The sequence below is a fragment of the Pollutimonas harenae genome (assembly GCF_004153685.1).
Taxonomy (GTDB): domain Bacteria; phylum Pseudomonadota; class Gammaproteobacteria; order Burkholderiales; family Burkholderiaceae_B; genus Pusillimonas_C; species Pusillimonas_C harenae.
The window spans coordinates 664,369-685,553 of the sequence record NZ_SDQD01000001.1; the positions used below are offsets into that span (position 1 = coordinate 664,369).

The 21,185-nt window shown below is 56.6% G+C and carries 23 protein-coding genes; 5 read left to right on the forward strand and 18 right to left on the reverse strand.

Features of this window, described 5'->3' with window-relative positions:
- Window positions 1-11: 11 nt before the first annotated feature.
- The 3 genes from ERD84_RS03105 to ERD84_RS03115 are packed head-to-tail and all read right to left on the reverse strand — an operon-like array spanning window position 12 to window position 2,830.
- Complete coding sequence (locus ERD84_RS03105; RefSeq protein WP_130038165.1) at window positions 12-1,139, reverse strand: deoxyguanosinetriphosphate triphosphohydrolase; 1,128 nt, start codon at window positions 1,137-1,139, stop codon at window positions 12-14.
- A 9-nt stretch (window positions 1,140-1,148) separates the two neighbouring features.
- Window positions 1,149-2,237, reverse strand: coding sequence for a 3-dehydroquinate synthase (aroB, locus tag ERD84_RS03110; RefSeq protein ID WP_130038166.1), 1,089 nt, complete (start codon window positions 2,235-2,237; stop codon window positions 1,149-1,151).
- Window positions 2,234-2,830: a shikimate kinase gene (locus tag ERD84_RS03115; protein WP_130038167.1), complete on the reverse strand. Its 597-nt coding sequence runs from the start codon at window positions 2,828-2,830 to the stop codon at window positions 2,234-2,236. Before ERD84_RS03115 ends, aroB begins: the two co-directional genes overlap by 4 nt.
- Before the next feature lie 115 nt (window positions 2,831-2,945).
- On the opposite strand from ERD84_RS03115, the gene ERD84_RS03120 reads away from it, so the two are divergent.
- The 3 genes from ERD84_RS03120 to lysA are packed head-to-tail and all read left to right on the forward strand — an operon-like array spanning window position 2,946 to window position 6,949.
- A complete protein-coding gene (locus tag ERD84_RS03120) occupies window positions 2,946-5,378 on the forward strand; it encodes a penicillin-binding protein 1A (RefSeq protein WP_130038168.1) in 2,433 nt (810 codons plus the stop codon).
- Window positions 5,379-5,397: 19 nt separating this feature from the next.
- A complete protein-coding gene (gene lptM / locus ERD84_RS03125) occupies window positions 5,398-5,634 on the forward strand; it encodes an LPS translocon maturation chaperone LptM (protein WP_130038169.1) in 237 nt (78 codons plus the stop codon).
- Between the two features lie 52 nt (window positions 5,635-5,686).
- Window positions 5,687-6,949: a diaminopimelate decarboxylase gene (lysA, locus tag ERD84_RS03130; protein ID WP_130038170.1), complete on the forward strand. Its 1,263-nt coding sequence runs from the start codon at window positions 5,687-5,689 to the stop codon at window positions 6,947-6,949.
- Window positions 6,950-7,042: 93 nt separating this feature from the next.
- Here the strand turns inward: lysA and ccsB are convergent, their stop codons facing one another.
- The 3 genes from ccsB to ERD84_RS03145 form a co-directional block, all read right to left on the reverse strand.
- Window positions 7,043-8,401: a c-type cytochrome biogenesis protein CcsB gene (gene ccsB / locus ERD84_RS03135; RefSeq protein WP_130038171.1), complete on the reverse strand. Its 1,359-nt coding sequence runs from the start codon at window positions 8,399-8,401 to the stop codon at window positions 7,043-7,045.
- Window positions 8,402-8,413: 12 nt separating this feature from the next.
- The gene (locus ERD84_RS03140; RefSeq protein ID WP_130038172.1) at window positions 8,414-10,474 is read right to left on the reverse strand and encodes a cytochrome c biogenesis protein ResB; all 2,061 of its coding nucleotides are present in this window, start codon (window positions 10,472-10,474) and stop codon (window positions 8,414-8,416) included.
- Between the two features lie 86 nt (window positions 10,475-10,560).
- The gene (locus tag ERD84_RS03145) at window positions 10,561-11,262 is read right to left on the reverse strand and encodes a c-type cytochrome (protein ID WP_130038173.1); all 702 of its coding nucleotides are present in this window, start codon (window positions 11,260-11,262) and stop codon (window positions 10,561-10,563) included.
- Window positions 11,263-11,416: 154 nt separating this feature from the next.
- On the opposite strand from ERD84_RS03145, the gene yihA reads away from it, so the two are divergent.
- Together yihA and hemB are read left to right on the forward strand one after the other, a co-directional pair.
- On the forward strand, window positions 11,417-12,040 hold the full coding sequence (yihA, locus tag ERD84_RS03150) for a ribosome biogenesis GTP-binding protein YihA/YsxC (protein WP_013743925.1): 624 nt from the start codon (window positions 11,417-11,419) through the stop codon (window positions 12,038-12,040).
- Window positions 12,037-13,050 (forward strand): porphobilinogen synthase, encoded by a 1,014-nt coding sequence (gene hemB, locus ERD84_RS03155; RefSeq protein ID WP_130038174.1) that lies wholly within the window; start codon window positions 12,037-12,039, stop codon window positions 13,048-13,050. The genes yihA and hemB overlap by 4 nt, the downstream gene beginning before the upstream one ends.
- A gap of 89 nt (window positions 13,051-13,139) precedes the next feature.
- On the opposite strand, the gene dsbD is transcribed toward hemB, so the two are convergent.
- From dsbD to rpmD, 12 genes are all read right to left on the reverse strand, one after another.
- Window positions 13,140-15,170, reverse strand: a complete 2,031-nt coding sequence (gene dsbD, locus ERD84_RS03160) for a protein-disulfide reductase DsbD (RefSeq protein WP_130038175.1) — start codon at window positions 15,168-15,170, stop codon at window positions 13,140-13,142.
- Window positions 15,171-15,180: 10 nt separating this feature from the next.
- A complete protein-coding gene (cutA, locus tag ERD84_RS03165) occupies window positions 15,181-15,546 on the reverse strand; it encodes a divalent-cation tolerance protein CutA (RefSeq protein ID WP_280634392.1) in 366 nt (121 codons plus the stop codon).
- 175 nt (window positions 15,547-15,721) lie between these two features.
- Entirely contained in the window at window positions 15,722-16,105 is a 384-nt protein-coding gene (rplQ, locus tag ERD84_RS03170) for a 50S ribosomal protein L17 (RefSeq protein ID WP_130038177.1), read from the reverse strand.
- 152 nt (window positions 16,106-16,257) lie between these two features.
- Window positions 16,258-17,247, reverse strand: a complete 990-nt coding sequence (locus ERD84_RS03175; RefSeq protein ID WP_130038178.1) for a DNA-directed RNA polymerase subunit alpha — start codon at window positions 17,245-17,247, stop codon at window positions 16,258-16,260.
- A gap of 146 nt (window positions 17,248-17,393) precedes the next feature.
- Window positions 17,394-18,017: a 30S ribosomal protein S4 gene (rpsD, locus tag ERD84_RS03180; RefSeq protein ID WP_041682770.1), complete on the reverse strand. Its 624-nt coding sequence runs from the start codon at window positions 18,015-18,017 to the stop codon at window positions 17,394-17,396.
- Window positions 18,018-18,028: 11 nt separating this feature from the next.
- Window positions 18,029-18,430, reverse strand: a complete 402-nt coding sequence (gene rpsK / locus ERD84_RS03185) for a 30S ribosomal protein S11 (RefSeq protein ID WP_013743934.1) — start codon at window positions 18,428-18,430, stop codon at window positions 18,029-18,031.
- A gap of 14 nt (window positions 18,431-18,444) precedes the next feature.
- Window positions 18,445-18,810, reverse strand: a complete 366-nt coding sequence (gene rpsM / locus ERD84_RS03190; RefSeq protein ID WP_013743935.1) for a 30S ribosomal protein S13 — start codon at window positions 18,808-18,810, stop codon at window positions 18,445-18,447.
- A gap of 33 nt (window positions 18,811-18,843) precedes the next feature.
- A complete protein-coding gene (gene rpmJ, locus ERD84_RS03195; protein ID WP_003805360.1) occupies window positions 18,844-18,957 on the reverse strand; it encodes a 50S ribosomal protein L36 in 114 nt (37 codons plus the stop codon).
- A gap of 31 nt (window positions 18,958-18,988) precedes the next feature.
- Window positions 18,989-19,207: a translation initiation factor IF-1 gene (gene infA, locus ERD84_RS03200; protein WP_009523889.1), complete on the reverse strand. Its 219-nt coding sequence runs from the start codon at window positions 19,205-19,207 to the stop codon at window positions 18,989-18,991.
- Window positions 19,208-19,211: 4 nt separating this feature from the next.
- Entirely contained in the window at window positions 19,212-20,537 is a 1,326-nt protein-coding gene (secY, locus tag ERD84_RS03205) for a preprotein translocase subunit SecY (protein WP_130038179.1), read from the reverse strand.
- A 9-nt stretch (window positions 20,538-20,546) separates the two neighbouring features.
- Complete coding sequence (rplO, locus tag ERD84_RS03210) at window positions 20,547-20,987, reverse strand: 50S ribosomal protein L15 (RefSeq protein ID WP_130038180.1); 441 nt, start codon at window positions 20,985-20,987, stop codon at window positions 20,547-20,549.
- Between the two features lie 11 nt (window positions 20,988-20,998).
- Complete coding sequence (gene rpmD / locus ERD84_RS03215; RefSeq protein ID WP_013743938.1) at window positions 20,999-21,184, reverse strand: 50S ribosomal protein L30; 186 nt, start codon at window positions 21,182-21,184, stop codon at window positions 20,999-21,001.
- Window position 21,185: the final 1 nt, after the last annotated feature.

Below are 21,185 nucleotides of genomic sequence, written 5' to 3' on the forward strand. Positions count from 1 at the left end.
TGAGCGGGTAACTAGTCCATCCGGAACAGCAGCCCATGCTCGCGTATGGCGTAGCGGTCGGTCATGCCCGCAATATAGTCGGCAATCGCTCGGGCCTGCTCCACGGCGTCATCGCGCCTATGCTCTTCGGCCAGCAGCCGCGGCTCGTTCAGAAAGGCCACAAACAGTTCGCGCACAATGGCACGCGCCTTGGTAGACATGCGCACGACCCTATAGTGCCGATACAGATTTTCGAACAAAAAACTTTTCAGGGCATCGGCCTGGCTGCGTATGGACGGCGAGAATGCGGCCAGCATCGGACACGCCCGCACCTCGTCAGCACTGCCGGGCTGATGGCGGCGGATATTGGCCAGCGTATTGTCGGTCAGGTCTATGACCAGGGTATTGATCATGGCCCGTATGATTTCAGCAATCAGGCGTCGTTTTTCCAGCCGTGGGTACTTGCGCTTGACCTGAGCATGGTGTGTGGCAAAGATTTCCAGCATCTGTAACTGCTCGATGCTGATCAGACCCGAACGCAAGCCATCGTCGATATCGTGATTGTTGTAGGCGATTTCGTCAGCCAAATTGGCAATTTGCGCCTCCAGCGAGGGTTGCGTACGCGCCAAAAAGCGCTCACCCACATCGCCCAATAGTCGCGCATGCTTGAGTGAGCAATGCTTCAGGATGCCTTCACGGGTTTCAAAGCACAGATTCAGACCATTGAATTCGGCGTAACGCTCTTCCAGCTCGTCGACGACCCGCAGGCTTTGCAAATTATGCTCGAAGCCTCCCGCTGCGGGTACATGCTGGCGCAGGCACGCATTCAGTTCGTCCTGGCCGGCATGGCCAAAGGGCGTATGACCCAGGTCGTGCGCCAGCGAAATGGCCTCGGTCAGGTCTTCATGCAAGCCCAGGTTACGGGCCAGCGTACGGGCAATCTGGGCGACCTCGATACTGTGGGTCAGACGAGTACGAAACAGATCACCCTCGTGATTGATGAAAACCTGAGTTTTATATTCAAGCAACCTGAATGCATTGCAATGAATGATGCGATCGCGGTCGCGCTGGAAGGCGTTGCGTCCGGTCGGCGGTGCCTCGGTATGGCGTCGGCCGCGTGAGCGCTCAGGACTGCTGGCAAAAGGGGCAAGCTCCGCCATCGTCTGCCTTTACGCCTGGACCGGCACAGCGGCTTTTGCCAGCACTTGCCGCAAGGCGTCTGACGGCACACCCTCGCATTGCGCCTTGCCTATCACAGGCAACAATACAAAACGCAATTGACCGCCTTCTGTTTTCTTGTCGACCTGCATATGGTCGAGCCACTGAGCTTCGCCCAGATCGGGCGCCTGGACGGGGCAGCCTATGGCCTGCACCAGGGCCCGCACACGCGCGACGCTTTCGGCCGATAGGCCGTGTGTGAGCGCCGACAGCTCGGCTGCCTGCACCATGCCGCAACCTACGGCTTCGCCGTGCAGCCAGACCCCATAGCCCAGGCCGGACTCGATGGCATGACCAAAGGTATGCCCGAAATTCAAGATCGCACGCAAGCCGGACTCGCGCTCGTCTTGCGACACCACATAAGCCTTGAGTTCGCAGGAGCGTTGAATGGCATAGGTGACTGCCTGCCGATCAAGCGCACGTAAGGCCTGCACGTTCTGTTCGCACCAGGCAAAAAAATCGGCATCGATGATCAGGCCGTACTTGATGACCTCGGCCAGGCCCGCAGAGATTTCGCGCGCGGGTAGAGTAGACAGCACATCAATATCAATTTCGACGGCAATCGGCTGGTAGAAAGCGCCCACCATGTTTTTGCCCAACGGATGATTGATGGCTGTTTTGCCGCCCACCGAAGAGTCGACCTGGGCCAGCAAAGTGGTGGGCACCTGCACGAAACGTATGCCACGCATATAGCTGGCTGCGGCAAAACCGACCATATCACCGATCACCCCACCACCCAGTGCCACCAGAACCGCCTTGCGATCCAGTCTATTTTGTAACAAGCCATCGAAGATCAGGTTCAGGGTTTGCCAGTCTTTATGGGCTTCTCCGTCGGGCAGTTCTATATAAACAACACGTTTTCCGGTTGCTGCCAGAGCCGCTGCAGCCCGCTCGCGGTAATGCGCAGCCACCGTACCATTGCTGACCAATGCGATGGCGGTGGCATCGTCCGGAATGCTCTGCCCGAGTTTGTCGAGACGCTTGGCCTCGATCTGGATGGGATAGGCCCCCCCCGGCGTATTGACCTGGACGGTTGTCATAATTGCACCTCGTGTTGTTGCAGCATGGAGACCAGCACACGCACAATTTGCGTGGCCGGAGTACTGCCGGTTTCAAGCGTCAGGTCGGCCAGGCTTTCGTATATGGGTTCGCGCTGCACCAGCAATTCGCGGATACGGGCCTGTGGATCGGGCGTTTGCAGCAATGGGCGACTGCGATCGCGGGCCACGCGGCGAAACAGCTCTTCGGCCGTTGCCCGCAGGTATACGACCACGCCACGCTCTTTCAGGTAGCGCTGATTTTCAGTGGCAAGAATTGCACCGCCCCCGGTAGCCAGTACGATGCCGCGGCGCTGCGAGCAGTCGTCCAAAGCGGCCGATTCCCGCTTACGGAACCCTTCTTCTCCCTCGATGTCGAATATCAACGACACACGGACACCGCAGCGGGCCTCGAGCTGATGATCAAGGTCGACGAACTCGCGATTCAAGATGCGGGCCAGGTGACGGCCTATGGTTGTCTTGCCAGCGCCCATCATGCCTATCAGGAAAATCGGTGTATCGTAAGCCAGCGGCCCTATATTGGGCTGGTCTTTATTGGGTATTCCGGCAGACCCGAAAGGTAAAGAATCATTCATTTGTGTATTATCCCACTTGCAACCCGACCATACGCCGCTACACTGCATTACTCGGTTACATAAACCTAATGCACAAATCATAGTCTGATCAAGCTTAGACTTAAAATCGCCCCTAATGAGTTCTTCTACCAATTCTCCAAAAAATAATTCCGGCTCGCAAGGCTCCTGGCTAGGCCGCTTCATCCTCAAGGCCACCATTTTCATGGCGGGCCTGGGGCTGTGCGGCGTCCTGCTGGGTTCGCTGGCACTGGCACTGGCCTGGCCCAACTTGCCCGATCTGAGCGCGATGATCGACTATCGTCCGCGCGTACCTTTGCGTATCTACACCTCAGACAAGGTATTGATTGGAGAATTCGGCGAAGAGCGTCGCAACGTTTTGCGCTTCCACGAAATACCCGACGTAATGAAGTCGGCCATTTTATCAGCCGAAGACGACCGCTTTTATCAGCATGGCGGCATAGACTGGGCCGGCGTCGCACGTGCAGCGCTGGCCAACATCATCCACATGTCCAAGACTCAGGGCGCCAGCACCATTACCATGCAGGTCGCGCGCAACTTTTACCTATCGTCCGAAAAAACTTATACCCGCAAATTCTACGAGCTGCTGCTTACCTTCAAGATCGAAGCCACCCTGACCAAGGATCAAATTCTCGATCTGTACATGAATCAGATCTTCCTCGGACACCGCGCCTACGGGTTTGCGGCCGCTTCACGCACCTATTTCGGCAAACAGCTCAGCGATATCACGCCCGCAGAGGCCGCCATGCTGGCCGGCATTCCCAAAGCGCCCTCACGATTCAACCCCATTGCCAACTTTGAACGAGCCAAATCGCGCCAGCTTTATGTGCTGGGACGCATGAAGAGCCTGGGCTACCTGACCGAAGCAGAATACGAGCAGGCCAAGGCTCAGGAAATCATCCTGAAGTCAGCGCCAGGCACACCAGCAGGCGGCTACGCCATACATGGCGAATACGTAGCCGAGCTTGCCCGTCAATTGTTGTACAGCGTGTACCAAGACAATATTTACTCGCGCGGCTTCAACATTTACACCACCGTCTCGTCCAAAGACCAAGAAGCCGCCTATCAGGCAGTCCGCGAAGGCATACTCGACTACACTCGCCGGGCCCGCTACCCGGGCCCCGAAGAAACCCTGGCTCTGCCCGATGGCATCGAGAACAACTCCGCCCAGCTGGATGCCTTGCTTGACGACTTGCAAGAAAAGTATCCGGACGAAGGTGACCTGCTGACGGGCGTAGTGCTGGCGGCTAGCCCAAGCAAAATTACTGTTGCCCGCAGCGCAACAGAAATCATCGATGTTACCGACAAGGGCGCACTGAAAATCGTTGCACGCGGCCTCGTCAAGGGCGCCAAAGACGATGTCCGCATAGAGCGCGGCTCGGTTGTTTATCTGCACAAGAACGGCGACCACTGGGAAGTGATCAACATGCCGGCGGTTCAGGCTGCCTTTGTATCGGTGCGCCCCCAAGATGGTGCCATCAAGGCGCTGGTTGGCGGTTTCGATTTCCAGGAAGGCAAGTTCAACCGTGTTACACAAGCCTGGCGCCAGCCCGGGTCGGCCTTCAAGCCCTTCATCTATGCCTCGGCACTCGAACGCGGGCTAACACCCGCCACCCAGATTTCCGACGAACCGTTCACCCTGACCGCAGCACAAACCGGCTCCAAAGCCTGGACACCCAAGAATTACGGCAACAAGTACGAACCCATGTTGACCCTGCGCCAGGGTTTGTACAAATCAAAGAACATGATCTCGATCCGAATCATGCAGGCGGTCGGCCCTAAGTATGTACAAGACTATGTCACCCGCTTCGGTTTCGACCGCGACCGCCAGCCTGCTGTATTGCCGCTGGCGCTGGGTGCGGGCAGTGTCACACCGCTGCAATTAGCTGGTGCCTATTCCGTATTTGCCAACGGTGGCTATCGCGTTCCGCCTTATCTCATTGACCACGTCACCGACAGCAGTGGCAAAGTCATCATGCAAGCCAAGCCAGTTGTTGCAGGCGACGCGGCAGCCAGGGCAATAGACCCTCGCACGGTGTATGTCATGAACGACTTAATGCGCGGCGTAGCCACCTACGGCACAGGTGCCCGTGTGCACCGCGAACTGAAGCGTAACGATATTGGCGGCAAAACCGGTACTACCAACGATTCGCACGATGCCTGGTTTGCCGGGTTTACACCTAAACTCGTTGGCGTAGTCTGGATGGGCTATGATCGTCCGCGCTCCCTGGGCTCCAGTGAAACCGGTGGCGGTGCATCACTGCCTATCTGGCTCGACTACATGCGTGCAGCCTTGAAAGACCAACCCGAAACCCCTCCTGGCCCCATGCCCAGCGGTCTGAGCAAAATCAATGGCGAGTATTACTTCGATGAGTTTCCGCCCGGCAAGGCAGTTGCGCGTGTCGGACTACCCTCGCCTGAAGACATCCCTGTCGACGGCGGCGGACTGGATGCCATAGGTAATCTGCTCGATCAATTGACCGGCGGCGGAGGCCAGCAGCGCGAACAACCGCCCAACGTCCCGTTTTAAATTGGAACTGATTAATCCTATGCCCAAGCCTCAAGACTTCCTCCAATGCAAGGCTGGTCCTCGTCTACTCGCAGGCCTGTTCATGGCGACGATGCTCACGGCTTGCGGCTACAAGGGCCCACTGTACATGCCTCCGCCCCCGGCACCCGACGAATCACTGACAACGCCACCTCCGTCGACAACGCTGCCAGCCGCCGAAGCAGGCAGCCTACCCGGCGAACTCCCATCGGGCGCTACACCCAGCCCCGTACAGTAAACTCCAGTATCCGGCCTCTTGGCCCGTCAACTTTTAAATCAAGCCATCCACGATGACTGTCGCCCCGCATTTCCAATTCAAGAACGGCACGCTGCACGCCGAAAACCTCTCTTTGACCCAACTGGCCGAAACCTACGACACGCCCCTGTATGTCTATTCGCGCCAGGCCCTGCGCGATGCCTGGGAGGCCTACCGCGTCGCCACAGAAGGTCGCAATGTGTTGGTGTGCTACGGCATGAAAGCCAATTCCAACCTGGCAGTGCTCAATGAGTTCAAGAATCTGGGAACCGGCTTCGATATCGTCTCCGGCGGCGAGCTGGCGCGCGTACTGGCAATCGGCGCCGATCCTGCCAAAGTCGTGTTTTCGGGCGTAGGCAAACAGGTCTGGGAAATGCAGGCGGCTCTGGAAGCTGGCGTGAAATGCTTCAACGTCGAGTCAGAAGCCGAGCTGACACGCCTGGCGCAAGTCGCCCAAGATATGGGCAAGATTGCACTCGTGTCACTGCGTGTGAATCCCGACGTCGATGCACAAACCCACCCCTATATTTCCACCGGCCTGAAAGAGAACAAATTTGGCATTGCCATTGAAAAGGCCGTCGAGGTCTATCAACATGCCGCGAGCCTGCCAAGCCTGAATATTGTGGGTGTCGATTGCCATATCGGGTCCCAGATTACCGAAGTCAGTCCCTATCTTGATGCCCTGGACAAGCTGATTGCACTGATCCAGACCCTGGCCAGCCATGGCATTCATCTTAAGCACCTGGACCTGGGCGGCGGCATAGGCATCCGCTACACCGATGAACAGCCGCTGACGCCCAGCGATCTGCTCAACAAGGTGTTCGAGATGCTAGCGCAGCATCAACTGGATCACCTGCAAATCGTTCTGGAGCCAGGCCGCTCATTGGTCGGCAATGCGGGCGTATTGCTCACGCAGGTCGAATACCTGAAGCACAGTGAAGCCAAGAACTTCGCCATTGTCGACGCCGCCATGAATGACTTGATACGCCCCACGCTGTACGACGCCTGGCACAGTGTCGAGGCCGTCAAGCCGCGTACACAGGGCGATACCTTGTACGATATTGTCGGCCCGATTTGTGAAAGTGGCGACTGGCTGGCGCGCGATCGCAAGCTGACCTTGCAGCAGGGCGATCTGCTGGCGATCATGTCGGCGGGCGCTTATGCCTTCACGATGGCCAGCCAATACAACACGCGCCCCCGTGCGGCCGAAGTCATGGTCGATGGTGATACTGCGCATCTGGTGCGTCCACGCGAGCCGCTGGAAAGCCTGTATGCCAGCGAATCCATACTAGGGTAGCCCTGAAAACGCGACGGCTTATTCAGAGCATTGTTCAAGTAAAAATAAATATGGCCGGTTTACCCGGCCATATTTATTTTGTGCTGTGTGCTGTCAAAGCTCGCCGTAGGAATGCAGGCCCGACAAGAACATATTGACGCCCAGGAAGGCAAAGCTCGTGATCACCAGCCCGATCAGGGCCCAGTATGCCGCCATAGTGCCGCGCAGGCCTTTCATGAGTCGCATATGCAGCCAGGCCGCGTAATTCAGCCAGACGATAAGCGCCCAGGTCTCTTTGGGGTCCCACTGCCAGTATGTACCCCAGGCATCTGCTGCCCACAGTGCACCCAAAATAGTGGCTACCGTAAAGAACGCAAATCCGACGGCGATCGCCCGGTACATGATGTCGTCGAGGATTTCGAGTGACGGCAGCTTGCTGGCGATAGGCCCGCGAAATGCCAGAATGGCGCCCACAATAATGGCGCCTATGCCAAAGTACAGCATCCAGGTGGCCGACAGTTCGCGCGAGCCAAACACCATGGGTTCGGCACACAAAATGGCACCCAGTACGAATAAGGGTATCAGCTTGGCCAAGGAGCGTGTCTGGCCGTTTTCCTTGACCAGATAAGCAAAACCCACCATAGCTGATAGCGAAAAAGTACCGTAGCCTATGAAGTTGGCTGGTACATGCAGCTTCATCCACCAGCTCTTCAGTGCAGGCACCAAAGGCTGAATCTGGAAAGCGTCGCGCGTAAACGAGTACCACAGCAAAAACACCACCGCCGAGCTGATCACCAGCAGCACGAAACCGCCCAATGCACGTGTGGCATAGCGCCGTTCGTAGTACAAATAGAACAAGGCCGTGATCAGGGCAAACAGCACGAATACTTCATACAAATTACTGACCGGAATATGCCCGATGTCAGGCCCCAGCAAGTGGCCCTCGCGCCAGCGCACCAGCATGCCTGTAACACCGGCATACACTGCGCTCCAGGTCAGGACAGTGCCCAGCCACGCGGCGGTCTTACTGACAAAACCTATCCAGTAGCACACCATGGCCAGTACAAACAGCGAACACATCCATAAAATGGCCGACTGGGAAGAGAACAGATACTTCAGGAAGAACACGTTTTCGGCGCGGGTAATGTCACCTTGAGCCAGCCCTTGACCCCCACTGTACAGCCAGATCGCAAACAGGGCGCTTGCCCCAGCAGCGATCATGAGTGTGCGCAAGGGTCGCCACAGCCATGCCATCCAGGCCAATCCGGGCACAGCGCCACAGAGAATAAGCTTCTCGTAGTAGTCCATGCTTTGGCTGAATTGACTCAACGCCACACCCGCGCCAACAACCAGCGCCAGGAAAAACGCCACATCGGTCCAGTCGGGTCTGCCTCGGTGGCCCCGCGAGTCGCCACTGGCGCTCATGGCTTCTTGCCACAACGGTGCGCTCGGCGAAAGAATGGTGTCGGTCATTGGAAAACCTCGTTACGTAGCAAGGCGATTGAACGCCTCTTTAAAGCGGTCAAACTCATGATTGAAATCAAGTGTACGCCGCTGCGATGTCATGGCGGCCAAGAGCTCGCTGCCCTTGGCATGTGGTTTGACCCATATCCAGATTCGACGATCACGGATATAAAACATGGAAAAAACACCAATAATCAAAAACAGGCAGCCCAGATAAACCGTATTTTTACCCGGGCTGCGCGCAACCTGGAATACACTGGCCTCGACCTGTTCAAACCCTTTCAGGCTAAGGAACACGGGTGCCGGATAATCGGGCAAATTTGCCAACGCCAATAAAGACATTTGTATCCATTGGTCGGCCTGTACCCCATCTGGTCCTTCGAGTTTGACCGCCGGCAGGCCGGAACGTTCACGCATCACAGCTCGCAGCTCAGTCAATGTTAACTGAATCATGGGCACGGCAAAGCCCAGCACTTTCTCACGTTCTGGCTCGGGTACTTTTTCAATAATGCCATTGAAGCCCTTGCGGTAAAAGGTCTCCAGTGCACCTTGGGCTGCCTTTTCGAGCATGGACGCAGGCATGGAGGGGTTGGCATTCTTCTGGGCAAAGCGCGCAGCCGCCTCGCGCACCAAGGCCGGCTCGGCCAGCGCAGCCCGCAGTTTCATGAACTCGCCCACAGAGTTGTCGGAATCGGCGGGAATCCGGATATAACGATAAGGCTGTGCCTCGGAATCACGAACACCAACCAGAAAAACCGAACTGCCATCCAGCATCATGGGCAACATGTAATTGGTGAATTCATGCGCCTGACCGTCTTCACCGATAATCCGGTACTGCACACTGGGGCCCACATTCTGCAAATGCTCGTTCTTGGCCCCCGCCGCGCTTCCGGTTACAGAGGCAACATGATCAATGACGGCCTTGGGTTGGGGCTCAACGTCGCCAGACAGGTTTTCCACATTGATGACACGCAAGCCGGAAAACTCGATTTTCAAGGGTACGGGCTGGTCGCCACCTACAGCCGTGATATCTGTGCTGGACCCTACGGTGCCAGCAAGCTCAAAAGGCTGAGCCGATGCGCCTGCCAGCGGATAACCTAGCAGTTCGAGCTTACTGCCGCCATCATCGAAGCTGGACTGATACACCGTGACGCCCTTATAGCGCAAGGGTTCATTCACTTCTATGGTCTGGCTAAAAGACTTGCCCGTATCGGGATCGGTAATCTCGACCTCGCTTTTGAAGCTGCTGGGCATACCGGTAGAGTAATAGTCCACCACAAACTTGTTCAGCTTCAGGCTGAAGGGTAAAGGCTGTACCAGCACACCTTCACCGACAGCAATAATGCCACTACTGCTTTGCGCGCCTTCAGGCACCAGCATATTGGCCCTGAAACTGGGATTGCGCGCCGACAAACGCCCTGATTCAGGCACCTCGGATATGAGCATGTTCTGGGTAATAGGCAGCTTGCCGCCCAACCACACCTGAAGGCGAACCGGCAGTTCACTGTCGAGCAGACCGCCGATGCAAATCACCACAATGGCGGCATGTGCAAAAATGTATCCCAGTCGATTGGCACTACCTTTCTTGGCCGCCAGCATGACGCTGTCGCCGTCCTGTCTGAGTTTGGACTTATAACCCTGCTTGCTCAGCCACTCTTGCAGGCGCGCAAGGCTCTCGGCCGGCGGAATGGGTGCAACCGTTTCAACCCGATGGTGGAAGGAGCGTAGGCTGCTACCGCGCACGTATTCGCGGAAAGACCGCATATCGCGCACCATCTTGGGCGCATTACGCAACAAACAGATGGTGGTCGATACCACCAGAAAAGCCATGATCAGTAAAAACCACCAGCTGTTGTAAATATGCCAGATGGAGAATTTATCGAATACCGTAAACCAGAATGGCCCGAACTGATCCACATAACTGTTGGCGGCCTGGTTCTGCTGCAACACAGTGCCAATTAGGCTGGCCACGCAAATAAACATCAGCAAGCTGACGGCAAACCGCATGGAGCCAAGTAGCTCGACGACTTCTGCGCCCAGACTACGCGTGGATGGAACAGGTTTCACAAGAGAAATCTTCATAAAAAAGGGGAAGCTGGCAACAGCGTCCCCTTTATTTTAATCTGCCTGCCGCAGTACGTTGCTGCGGCAAGTCACGTTGGCTGACTTTAACGTAAGCCTGCCGCGTAATCGGCTACCGCTGCGATGTCGGCGTCGGACATGCGGTCGGCAATTTCGTGCATGACCGTGCTATTGGCACGATCGTTGCTGCGGAAATGCTTGAGCTGATCAGCCAGGTAGCTGGGATGCTGGCCCGCCAGCCGTGGATAGGCACCGGGAATGCCTGCCCCGTTGGGCGAGTGGCAGCCGGCGCAGGCCGGGACCTTGCGATCGGGCAACCCACCACGCCAGATATGCTGGCCGCGTTCCATGGTGGCTTCGTTGGTGGCAGAGGCAGCCGTTTCAGGATCGAGCGGCTGCTGAGCCAGGTAATAGGCAATGTTCTGCCGGTCTTCAGCGGTAAGCGCCGAAGCAAACGGTGTCATGACAGAAGGCGCGCCGTCCGGACCACCACGGGCTGGCTTGGATTTTTCGTCTTTGGGTGCAAAATCGACCAGTTGCTTGACCAAATATTCGTGAGGCTGGCTGGACAGGTTGGGGTTGGCGGGAATGGTGCTGTTACCTGCCGCGCCATGACAGCTGGCACAGGCCAGAACGCCACGCGCCATGTCACCATTGGTGTATAGCTGCTCACCCTTGGCGGCATCGGGCTTGGCAACAGCCACATCCGCAGCATGCGCTAATGAAACTACGGAAGACCCCAGCAGCAAGCTACTGGCAATTACGATTCTGGAAAGCATAAGCTTCATGAAGACCTCGACGATCGCTATTCGATCCGGGTGCAAAAACACCACGATGACAATGCCACTTCTACCAAAGCAGGCCCCCGGAAGAAATGACGCAACTGTTTCAAACCTGCGATTATACAATAGCAGTTGAATTAAACCGTTCCAGGTAATCATTGTGTCCATTTTGCATCGCGCTTCCTTCACCGTTTCTGCGGCCCGACTCGATCAACTCCCGCCCCCAACAACGGCTGAAGTCTGTTTTGTAGGCCGATCGAACTCGGGCAAATCGTCGGCCATTAACGTCCTGACCAATCAGCGACGCCTGGCGTTTTCCAGTAAAACACCAGGACGCACACGCCTGATCAACCTGTTCGGAATCCCCGATCCGGTCGAACAGGGTGCATTCCTCGGTTTCCTGGTCGATTTGCCGGGCTATGGTTATGCCTCGGTTGCCCGCGAAGCCCGTGAAGAATGGGCCGACGTTCTGGGCGGCTATCTGCGTAGCCGCAGCTCTTTGGCTGGGATCGTTATGCTGATTGACATACGCCGGGGCGTCACCGAGCTTGACCGCCGCCTGGCCGACTGGATCGCCCCTACCGGCACGCCGGTTCTGGCCTTGTTGACCAAGGCCGACAAATTCCCTTATGGTCAACGCATCAAGGCGGTTGCCGCCGTCAAGAAGCAATTAGCCGATATTGGCGCACTGAACGCCATGCCCTTCTCTGCCACTCATCGCCTGGGCCTGGATACGGCCACAGCACAAATCGAAAACTGGATCTCTCCCAAGGTAGTGCCATGACTTCATTCATACTTCCCACCGATTTCCCTGCCACGCGTCTGCGCCGCAATCGCCGCGACGATTTTTCCCGCCGTCTGGTGCGCGAGAACGTGCTCACGACCAACGACCTGATCTACCCCGTGTTCGTCATGGAAGGCCAGGGCGTGCGCGAACCTGTTCCTTCCATGCCCGGGGTTGTGCGTTATTCGCCCGATACGCTGCTGGAAGCCGCCGAGGAATGTGTCAGTCTTGGTATTCCGGTGATTGCGCTGTTTCCCGTTATCGACCCCAGCCTGAAGACACCTGACGGCATCGAAGCGGCCAACCCGCAAGGCTTGGTGCCTCGCGTCGTTGCGGCACTCAAGCAACGCTTTCCCGAACTGGGCGTCCTGACCGATGTAGCACTGGATCCCTACACCAGCCACGGCCAGGATGGCGTGATCGACGAAGACGGCTATGTGCTGAATCAGCCCACTGTCGACATCCTGGTTCGCCAGGCCTTGGTGCAGGCGCAAGCCGGCGTCGACATCGTCGCTCCCAGTGACATGATGGATGGCCGTATAGGTGCCATACGCCTCGCACTCGAAGCCGATCAGCTTATCTACACGCGCATCATGGCGTACTCTGCCAAATATGCCAGCGCTTTCTATGGCCCCTTCCGTGATGCAGTAGGTTCGGCAAGCAATCTGGGCAAATCCAATAAATTTACGTACCAGATGGATCCGGCCAATCGCGACGAAGCCCTGCGCGAGGTAGCTGCCGACATCCGTGAAGGTGCCGATATGGTCATGGTCAAGCCTGGCTTGCCTTACCTGGACATTCTGCGCGATGTAAAAAATGCGTTCGGCATGCCAACCTATGCCTACCAGGTCAGCGGCGAATACGCCATGATCAAGGCTGCAGCAGCCAACGGCTGGCTCGACCATGACAAGGTCATGATGGAGTCCCTGCTCGCCTTCAAACGGGCTGGCGGCGACGGCATCCTGACCTATTTTGCGGTCGCCGCAGCCAGGATTCTGAAAGAGCAGTAACCACCCCGCCCACCAATCGCTGCCCCCCCGCCGGGGGTAGCCTTGCAGGCGGTATTCAACGAGCTCCCGTCTAAGGCAGAGACGCCCGTTCAGTTCTCTCGCAACAGCAAACTATTCAGCGTCGCGCCGCCACGATTGGCAAGTACCTTATCAAGCACAGCGCCGAAATCACGCGCATTCTTGAAGCCAACCACCCGTGCATCGCTCAATTTCCGACCTTGCGCGTCAAAGAAAATAATCCCCGGCGGACCGAACAGATTGAAGCGTTTCAACAACGCCCGATCCTCATCCGTATTCTTGGTCACATCCGCCTGCACCAGCAGCAATTGCGACATCTGCGCCGCCACACCAGGGTCACTGAAAGTGAATTTTTCCATTTCTATACACGACACACACCAATCGGCATAAAAATCGAGCATGACAGGCCGATTCGTATTGGCCAGCAGATTATCCAGCTCGGCGACCGAACCTACTTGCGTAAACTGAGCCTTGACCGCATCGATGCTCATATTGGCCGCTACAGGGCTCCCGACACCTGCAACCGTCGCAAAAGGCGCCAGCGGCCGGAGTAGCTCACGCCCTCCCGCCGCCATCCCGACAATGAGCACAGCAGCCCATAACGCCAGCAGCAACCCCAAAGCCTTGTTAAGAAAGCGCCCGGCACCAGCACCAGCGGGAATGGCCTCGAAGGCGCCCAGCATAGCGGCGCCCCACAGGGCCAGCAGAGCCCAGCCCAGCATGTTCAACCACGCCGGTAAAATAGAGTTCACCATCCACCAGGCTGTTGCCAGCAACAAAATGCCAAACAGGCGTTTGATACCGTTCATCCAGGCGCCCGCCTTGGGCAGCAACAAGCCCGACGTGGCCCCTACCGCCAGCAACAGCAGGCCCTCGCCCCACGCCATGGCGAACAGAGCAGTGCCTCCCAGCACCAGGTCGCCGGTTTGGGAAATGAATAACAAAACACCCGCCAGGGGGGCTGCAACGCAGGGCCCAACAATCAGGGCAGACACCATTCCCATCAGGAATACGCCGCCGTAACGCCCGCCAGGCAAGCGCGACAGGCGATGATTAAGTGCCGACTGCATCGCCGTGGGAGCCTGCAAGGTAAATACATCGAACATGGCTAGCGCCAGGACTGCCAGCAGCAGCGCAAACAACGCCAGCACCCATGGTGTTTGCAGCCAGTTGGCCAAGCTCGCGCCTATGAGTCCGGCCGCCACGCCGAGCACGGTGTAGACGATGGACATGCCCAGTACAAACATGGCTGCCAGCGACAATCCGCGCCAGCGCGATATTTTCTTTTGTTCGCCTGCGTTACCCGCCAGAATAGCCAGCAAAATCGGCACCATGGGAAGCACGCAAGGCGTAAAAGACAGCAACAAGCCCAATAACACCGACAATAAAATGATTTCAGCCCAGCCGGCGCCTGCAAGATAGTCCGCAAAACCGGTGTCGCCCAAAGTCAGGGCATCCCGCAGGCCTGCCTGACGCTCGGCACCAGCACTTGCCCCTGCAGCAGCCAGCTCGGCCTGCGAGCGCGGCGCAGGCACATTGGCAACAACCTGCTCGCCTTGAGCCTGATAGCCGCCCGCCACCGGCGTCAATTCGATTTCTTTAGTCATGGGCGGGTAGCACAAACCCGCATCGGCACAGCCCTGGCTGGTAATGGCCAGGGTAAAGGGTTGATCCCGACCCGCTATAAGCGGAAGACGTACTGTCACCTGATCGTAATAGACTTCCAGGTCTTGTTCGAAGGTAGGGTCGTACTTGACGATGCCTGCGGGATAGACGGGATCACCCTGCGCCGCAGAAGCCGTCTCCGGCGTGACCGCAAACGCGAAGCGCTCGCGGTACATATAGTATTCGGGAGCAATCTTGAAGTGGACATCCAGCGTGCCGGGAGTTGGGGTCGCGGCCGACATGACAAAGGCGACTTCCGGATCGAGGAATTCTTCTTCGGCTTGTGCCGGCCCACTACGCAGCAGAAACACCGCCATTAGCAAGTAGAGCAACGCTGTGGCTACGACAAACAGGCGTCGGGCATGAGCGCGCGTAGACATCAAGGTGGCCGCTGCACCTGTTGGTGTTGTGTAATTGGCTCGCGGCTCGTACCGCATAAACTTTCCTTTAAACCCGTACTTGCGCGCGTACCCATTCCAGATAGCTGATAGAGCCACCTAAAACCGGTAACACCAGGACTTCTGGCACCTCGTAGGGGTGTAGTGCCATCAAACGCTCGATCAAGGCCTGTGCCCGGAATCCGGTAGTCTTGATGGTGATGGGTATTTCTTCCGTCCCTTCCAGCTCGTCCTGCCACATGTACATAGACAAGCCCTGCGCACCAAGGTTCACACAAGCGGCCAAATGCTCTTCGACCAGCACATGCGCAATGCGCTTGGCCAGCAACATGTCGGGCGCATTGCTAAGAATGACAACGACATCGTGGGCGGCATAGAGGGATGGCGCCAGCTCGGGTGACGATACGGAGCTCACAACAATGTACCTGCTCAGTGGATGTGGATGAATGATTCTACCGCGAGCCCGTACATACGGCATTGTCCGGGCTCAATGCCAAGCTAATCTTTTCAAAACACTTTCCAAGGAGCCGGGCATAAAAAAAACGGGCTTGTGTGAACTGAGCCCGTTTTTCCAACATAAAACCGGATACTTATTCGGCTTCGACTTCTTCGACCTCTGGGCGATCGACCAGTTCCATGAAAGCCATGGGAGCATTGTCGCCCTGGCGGAAGCCCATCTTCAGGACACGGGTGTAGCCGCCGTTACGCTCTTTGTAGCGTGGGCCGATTTCGGCGAACAGCTTGATAACGGCGTCGCGGTCACGCAGACGGGCGAAAGCCAGGCGCTTGTTGGCCAAGGTAGGCTCTTTACCCAGCGTGATCAGCGGCTCGACGACACGGCGCAGCTCTTTGGCTTTGGGCAAAGTGGTTTTGATGGCTTCGTGGGTAAGCAACGAAACGGCCATGTTGCGGAACATGGCAAGGCGATGACTGCTGGTGCGATTGAGTTTACGCAAACCACTACGGTGACGCATGATGTTTTCCTTTGAATCTAAGTGAACGGGCGAGCCCGCCAGTTAACCGGATCTTCTATCAGCTGAGCTGCGGTCCGGATGAAAGGGCAGAACTTTAGCACATTTGTGCCTGTTTTACTGCGGCGGGCTGCCGAAGCAACCCGCCGAAGCGATTAAGGACGCTCCAGACCCAGCGGTGGCCAATTCTCGAGCTTCATGCCCAGAGTCAGACCGCGTGCGGCAAGAACTTCTTTAATTTCATTGAGCGACTTGCGACCCAGGTTGGGGGTCTTGAGCAACTCGTTTTCGGTGCGCTGAATAAGATCACCGATGTAGTAGATGTTTTCGGCCTTGAGGCAGTTGGCTGAACGCACGGTGAGTTCGAGATCGTCAACCGGACGCAGCAGCACAGGATCGATTTGCTGGGCGGCACGGGAAGGAGCGTCTTCGTACGAATCGCCGGCGCCTTCGAGGGCGGCAAATACAGAAATTTGATCCATCAGGATGCGAGCCGACTGGCGAACAGCTTCTTCAGGCGAGACGACGCCATTGGTTTCGATGTCGAGCACCAGCTTGTCGAGGTCGGTACGCTGCTCCACACGGGCGCTTTCAACAGCATAGCTGACGCGGCGCACGGGGCTGTACGATGCGTCGAGCACGATACGGCCGATGGTGTGGGTGCGGTCATCGGACAAGGCGCGCACGTTGCCGGGCACATAGCCACGGCCTTGCTCAACCTTGATCTGCATTTCGAGCTTACCGGCATCGGTCAGGTTTGCAATGACGTGATCGGGATTGATGATTTCAACGTCGTGCGGCAGTTCGATATCGCTGGCCAGCACAACGCCAGCGCCTTGCTTGCGCAGCACCAGGGTGACTTCTTCGCGATTATGCAGCTTGAAAACCACGCCTTTCAGGTTCAACAGAATATCGACCACATCTTCACGAACGCCAGCAATGGTCGAGTATTCGTGAACCACACCAGTCATTTGGACTTCGGTGGGTGCGTAGCCAGTCATGGACGACAGCAAAATGCGACGCAGGGCATTGCCCAGGGTGTGGCCATAGCCACGCTCGAAGGGCTCCATCACGACACGGGCGTGATTTTTGCCTACGGGTTCGACTTCAATCGAACGGGGTTTCAGAAAACCTTGAGACTGCATGAGTGTTCCTTTTCAATACCCTCGGCTCGTTACACCGATAAGGCTGACGGACAAGCCGGTAAACCGGCGAATAGAACCGCAAAGCCCACCTTCCGGCCAGGAGCCGGAGAAGTGGGCGGTTAAGCGGGGTTACTGCAATACTACGATTAGCGCGAATACAGTTCGACAACCATCGACTCGTTGACGTCGCGAGCGACATCAGCACGATCAGGAGCCTGCTTGAACGTACCGGCAAGCTTGTTCGTATCGACTTCAACCCACTGGGGCAAGCCTTGGCCGGTGGCCAGATCAAGCGATTCACGGATACGCAGCTGAGCCTTGGCCTTTTCGCGAATGGAGATTACGTCGCCTGCCTTGACCAGCATGGAGGCGATGTCGGCGGTGTGGCCGTTCAACTCGATAGCGCGGTGATTGACCAACTGACGAGCTTCTGCACGCGTGGAGCCGAAGCCCATGCGGTACACGACGTTGTCCAGACGCGATTCCAGCAATTGAATCAGGGTCTCGCCTGTGTTGCCACGGCGACGCTCTGCTTCAGCAAAGTATTTGCGGAATTGCTTTTCCAGAACACCGTACATACGCTTGAGTTTTTGCTTCTCGCGCAGCTGCACACCGTAGTCGGAGGTGCGGGCACCCGACGTACGGCCGTGTTGACCAGGTTTAGACTCGATTTTGCATTTCGAGTCGAGTGAGCGACGGGCGCTCTTCAAGAACAAATCTGTACCCTCGCGACGCGAGAGTTTGCATTTAGGTCCAATATAACGTGCCATGATGCTTCCTCTTAGATGCGACGACGCTTGGGCGGACGGCAGCCGTTATGCGGCACGGGCGTGATGTCAGAGATGCTGGAGATTTTGATACCCAGAGCATTCAGTGCACGCACGGACGATTCACGGCCAGGGCCGGGCCCTTTGATGCGAACTTCTAGTGTTTTAATGCCATATTCCAACGCTACGCGACCTGCCGACTCGGCTGCCACCTGGGCGGCAAACGGTGTGGACTTACGCGAGCCCTTGAAACCTGCACCACCCGACGTTGCCCAGGACAATGCGTTGCCCTGACGATCGGTAATGGTGATGATCGTGTTGTTGAAGGACGCGTGAACGTGCGCAATGCCGTCCGAGACGCTCTTCTTGATTTTTTTGCGTACGCGGGATGCGCCGCTGTTGGAAGCTTTCGCCATCTTCTATTCCTCGATTATTTCTTCAGGGAAGCAGCAGCGCGGCGCGGCCCCTTACGGGTGCGGGCGTTGGTACGGGTACGTTGACCGCGCACAGGCAAGCCACGCTTGTGGCGCATGCCTCGATAAGTTCCCAAGTCGATCAGACGCTTGATCGAAAGTTGTACTTCGCGACGCAAATCACCTTCAACCGTGAACACGCCAACGTGTTCGCGGATACGCTCGAGTTCGGCGTCGGTCAGATCCTTGACCTTTTTGGAGAGTTCGATACCAGCGGATTCGCAGATTTTGCGAGCGCGAGTGCGACCAATACCAAAAATCGCGGTAAGACCGATTTCGGCGTGTTGATGCGGCGGAATGTTGATGCCAGCAATACGGGCCATGACTGTTCCTTGTTAAATCCGTTGCGCCTGGGCTTAGCCTTGGCGCTGCTTGTGACGTGGGTCTGTGCAGATGACACGCACCACGCCGTGACGTTTAATGATCTTGCAGTTGCGGCAGATCCGCTTTACCGATGCCATTACCTTCATGGTTGACTCCTAGTTTCCTGTAACCGGCCGCTTATTTAGAGCGGAAAACAATTCTGGCACGCGACAGGTCATAGGGCGTGAGCTCCACTGTAACCTTGTCACCCGGCAGAATCCGGATGTAATGCATACGCATCTTGCCTGATATATGACCCAGTACTACATGGCCGTTTTCGAGCTTGACGCGAAAAGTTGCGTTGGGAAGGTTCTCGAGAACCTCACCTTGCATTTGTATGACGTCGTCCTTTGCCATTTTTCTACCGCATTGGTAGCCCGGCGCCCTTGAAGTTAGCCTTCTTGAGCAACGAGTCGTATTGGTGGGACATCATGTAGGCTTGCGCCTGTGCCATGAAATCCATGGTAACCACCACAATAATCAGCAGCGAAGTACCACCAAAATAAAACGGTACATTCCAACGTGCCTGCATAAGTTCTGGCAACAAACATACCAGCGTTATGTAGATGGCGCCTGCCAGGGTCAATCGCATCAGTATCTTGTCGATATAGCGCGAAGTTTGTTCACCTGGCCGGATACCCGGAACGAATGCACCGCTTTTCTTGAGGTTGTCGGCTGTTTCACGACTGTTGAATACCAACGCCGTATAGAAAAAGCAGAAGAAAATAATAGCGGCGGAATACAACGTAATGTATAACGGTTGCCCTGGTGAGAGCACAGCAGCCAGATCACCCAGCCAGCGCATGTTCGGATTGCTGGAGAACCAGCTGGTTACCGTTGCAGGCAGCAAGATGATCGACGAAGCGAAGATGGGCGGAATAACCCCGGACATATTCAGCTTGAGCGGCAAGTGTGAACTTTGACCACCGTAAATCTTGTTGCCAACCTGGCGCTTCGCGTAGTTGACCGTAACGCGGCGTTGACCGCGCTCGACGAACACAACGAAGTAGGTAACAGCGATGACCATCACGAAAATGAACAGCGCCGACAACACCGACATGGCGTCTGTACGAACCAGATCCAGCAAGCCTGCCAGCGCGCTGGGCAAGCCCGCAACAATACCGGCAAAAATCAGGATGGAGATACCGTTGCCCAAACCACGCTCGGTAATCTGCTCGCCCAGCCACATCAGGAACATGGTGCCGGTTACCAACGTAACGACGGTGGTAAAGCGGAACATCATGCCCGGATCGATGGCCAGGCCTGGCTGTGATTCAAGAGCAACCGAAATACCGACTGCCTGTATCAGTGCCAGGAACACCGTGCCATAGCGAGTGTACTGCGTAATTTTGCGACGACCCGACTCACCTTCTTTCTTGATTGCTTCCAGGGTAGGCACCACCACCGCCATCAACTGCATAATGATGGAGGCAGAAATATACGGCATGATGCCGAGTGCGAACACCGAGAAACGCTCGAGAGCGCCACCCGAAAACATGTTGAACAAGCCCAGGATACCGCCCTGGTTTTGCTGGAACATGTCGGCCAACGCATCAGGATTGATGCCCGGGACGGGAATATGAGTTCCCAAGCGATAGACCACCAGGGCGAGAATCAGGAACACAATACGACGCTTCAAATCGCCGTACTTCGGTCCTGATTTACTCTGTGCCTGAGCTTTAGCCACCGTTGCCCCTTAAGCCAGCGAACCGCCGGCAGCTTCGATTGCGGCGCGAGCGCCGGCCGTTGCTGCAATGCCTTTCAGTACGACTTTGCGCGTCAGTTCGCCGGACTTGATGACCTTGGCGAAACGAACGGCTTGGCCTACCACACCGGCTTGCTTGAGCACTTGCACGTCGATTTCGTCGACAGGCAGGCGTTCAAGGTCGGACAGGCGCACTTCTGCGGACAGGTGCTGACCCATTGGTGTAAAACCACGCTTGGGCAAACGGCGTTGCAAAGGCATTTGACCGCCTTCGAAGCCGACTTTATGGAAACCGCCGGTACGCGATTTTTGACCTTTGTGGCCACGGCCGGCGGTTTTACCCAGACCCGAGCCAATGCCACGACCGACACGACGGCGAGCATGCTTGGCGCCTTCGGCTGGTTTTAGCGTATTAAGTTGAGTTTCTGACATCTCGATTCCTTTCAGGCTTCCGAGACGGTAACGAGGTAATCCACTTTACGGATCATCCCACGCACCTCGGGCGTATCGACCAACACGCGGCTGCTGTTAATACGACCCAAACCCAGACCACGCACGGTTGCGCGGTGAGAGGCCTTGGTGCCGATAACAGAGCGCACGAGAGTTACTTTGATTTGCTTCTGTGCCATG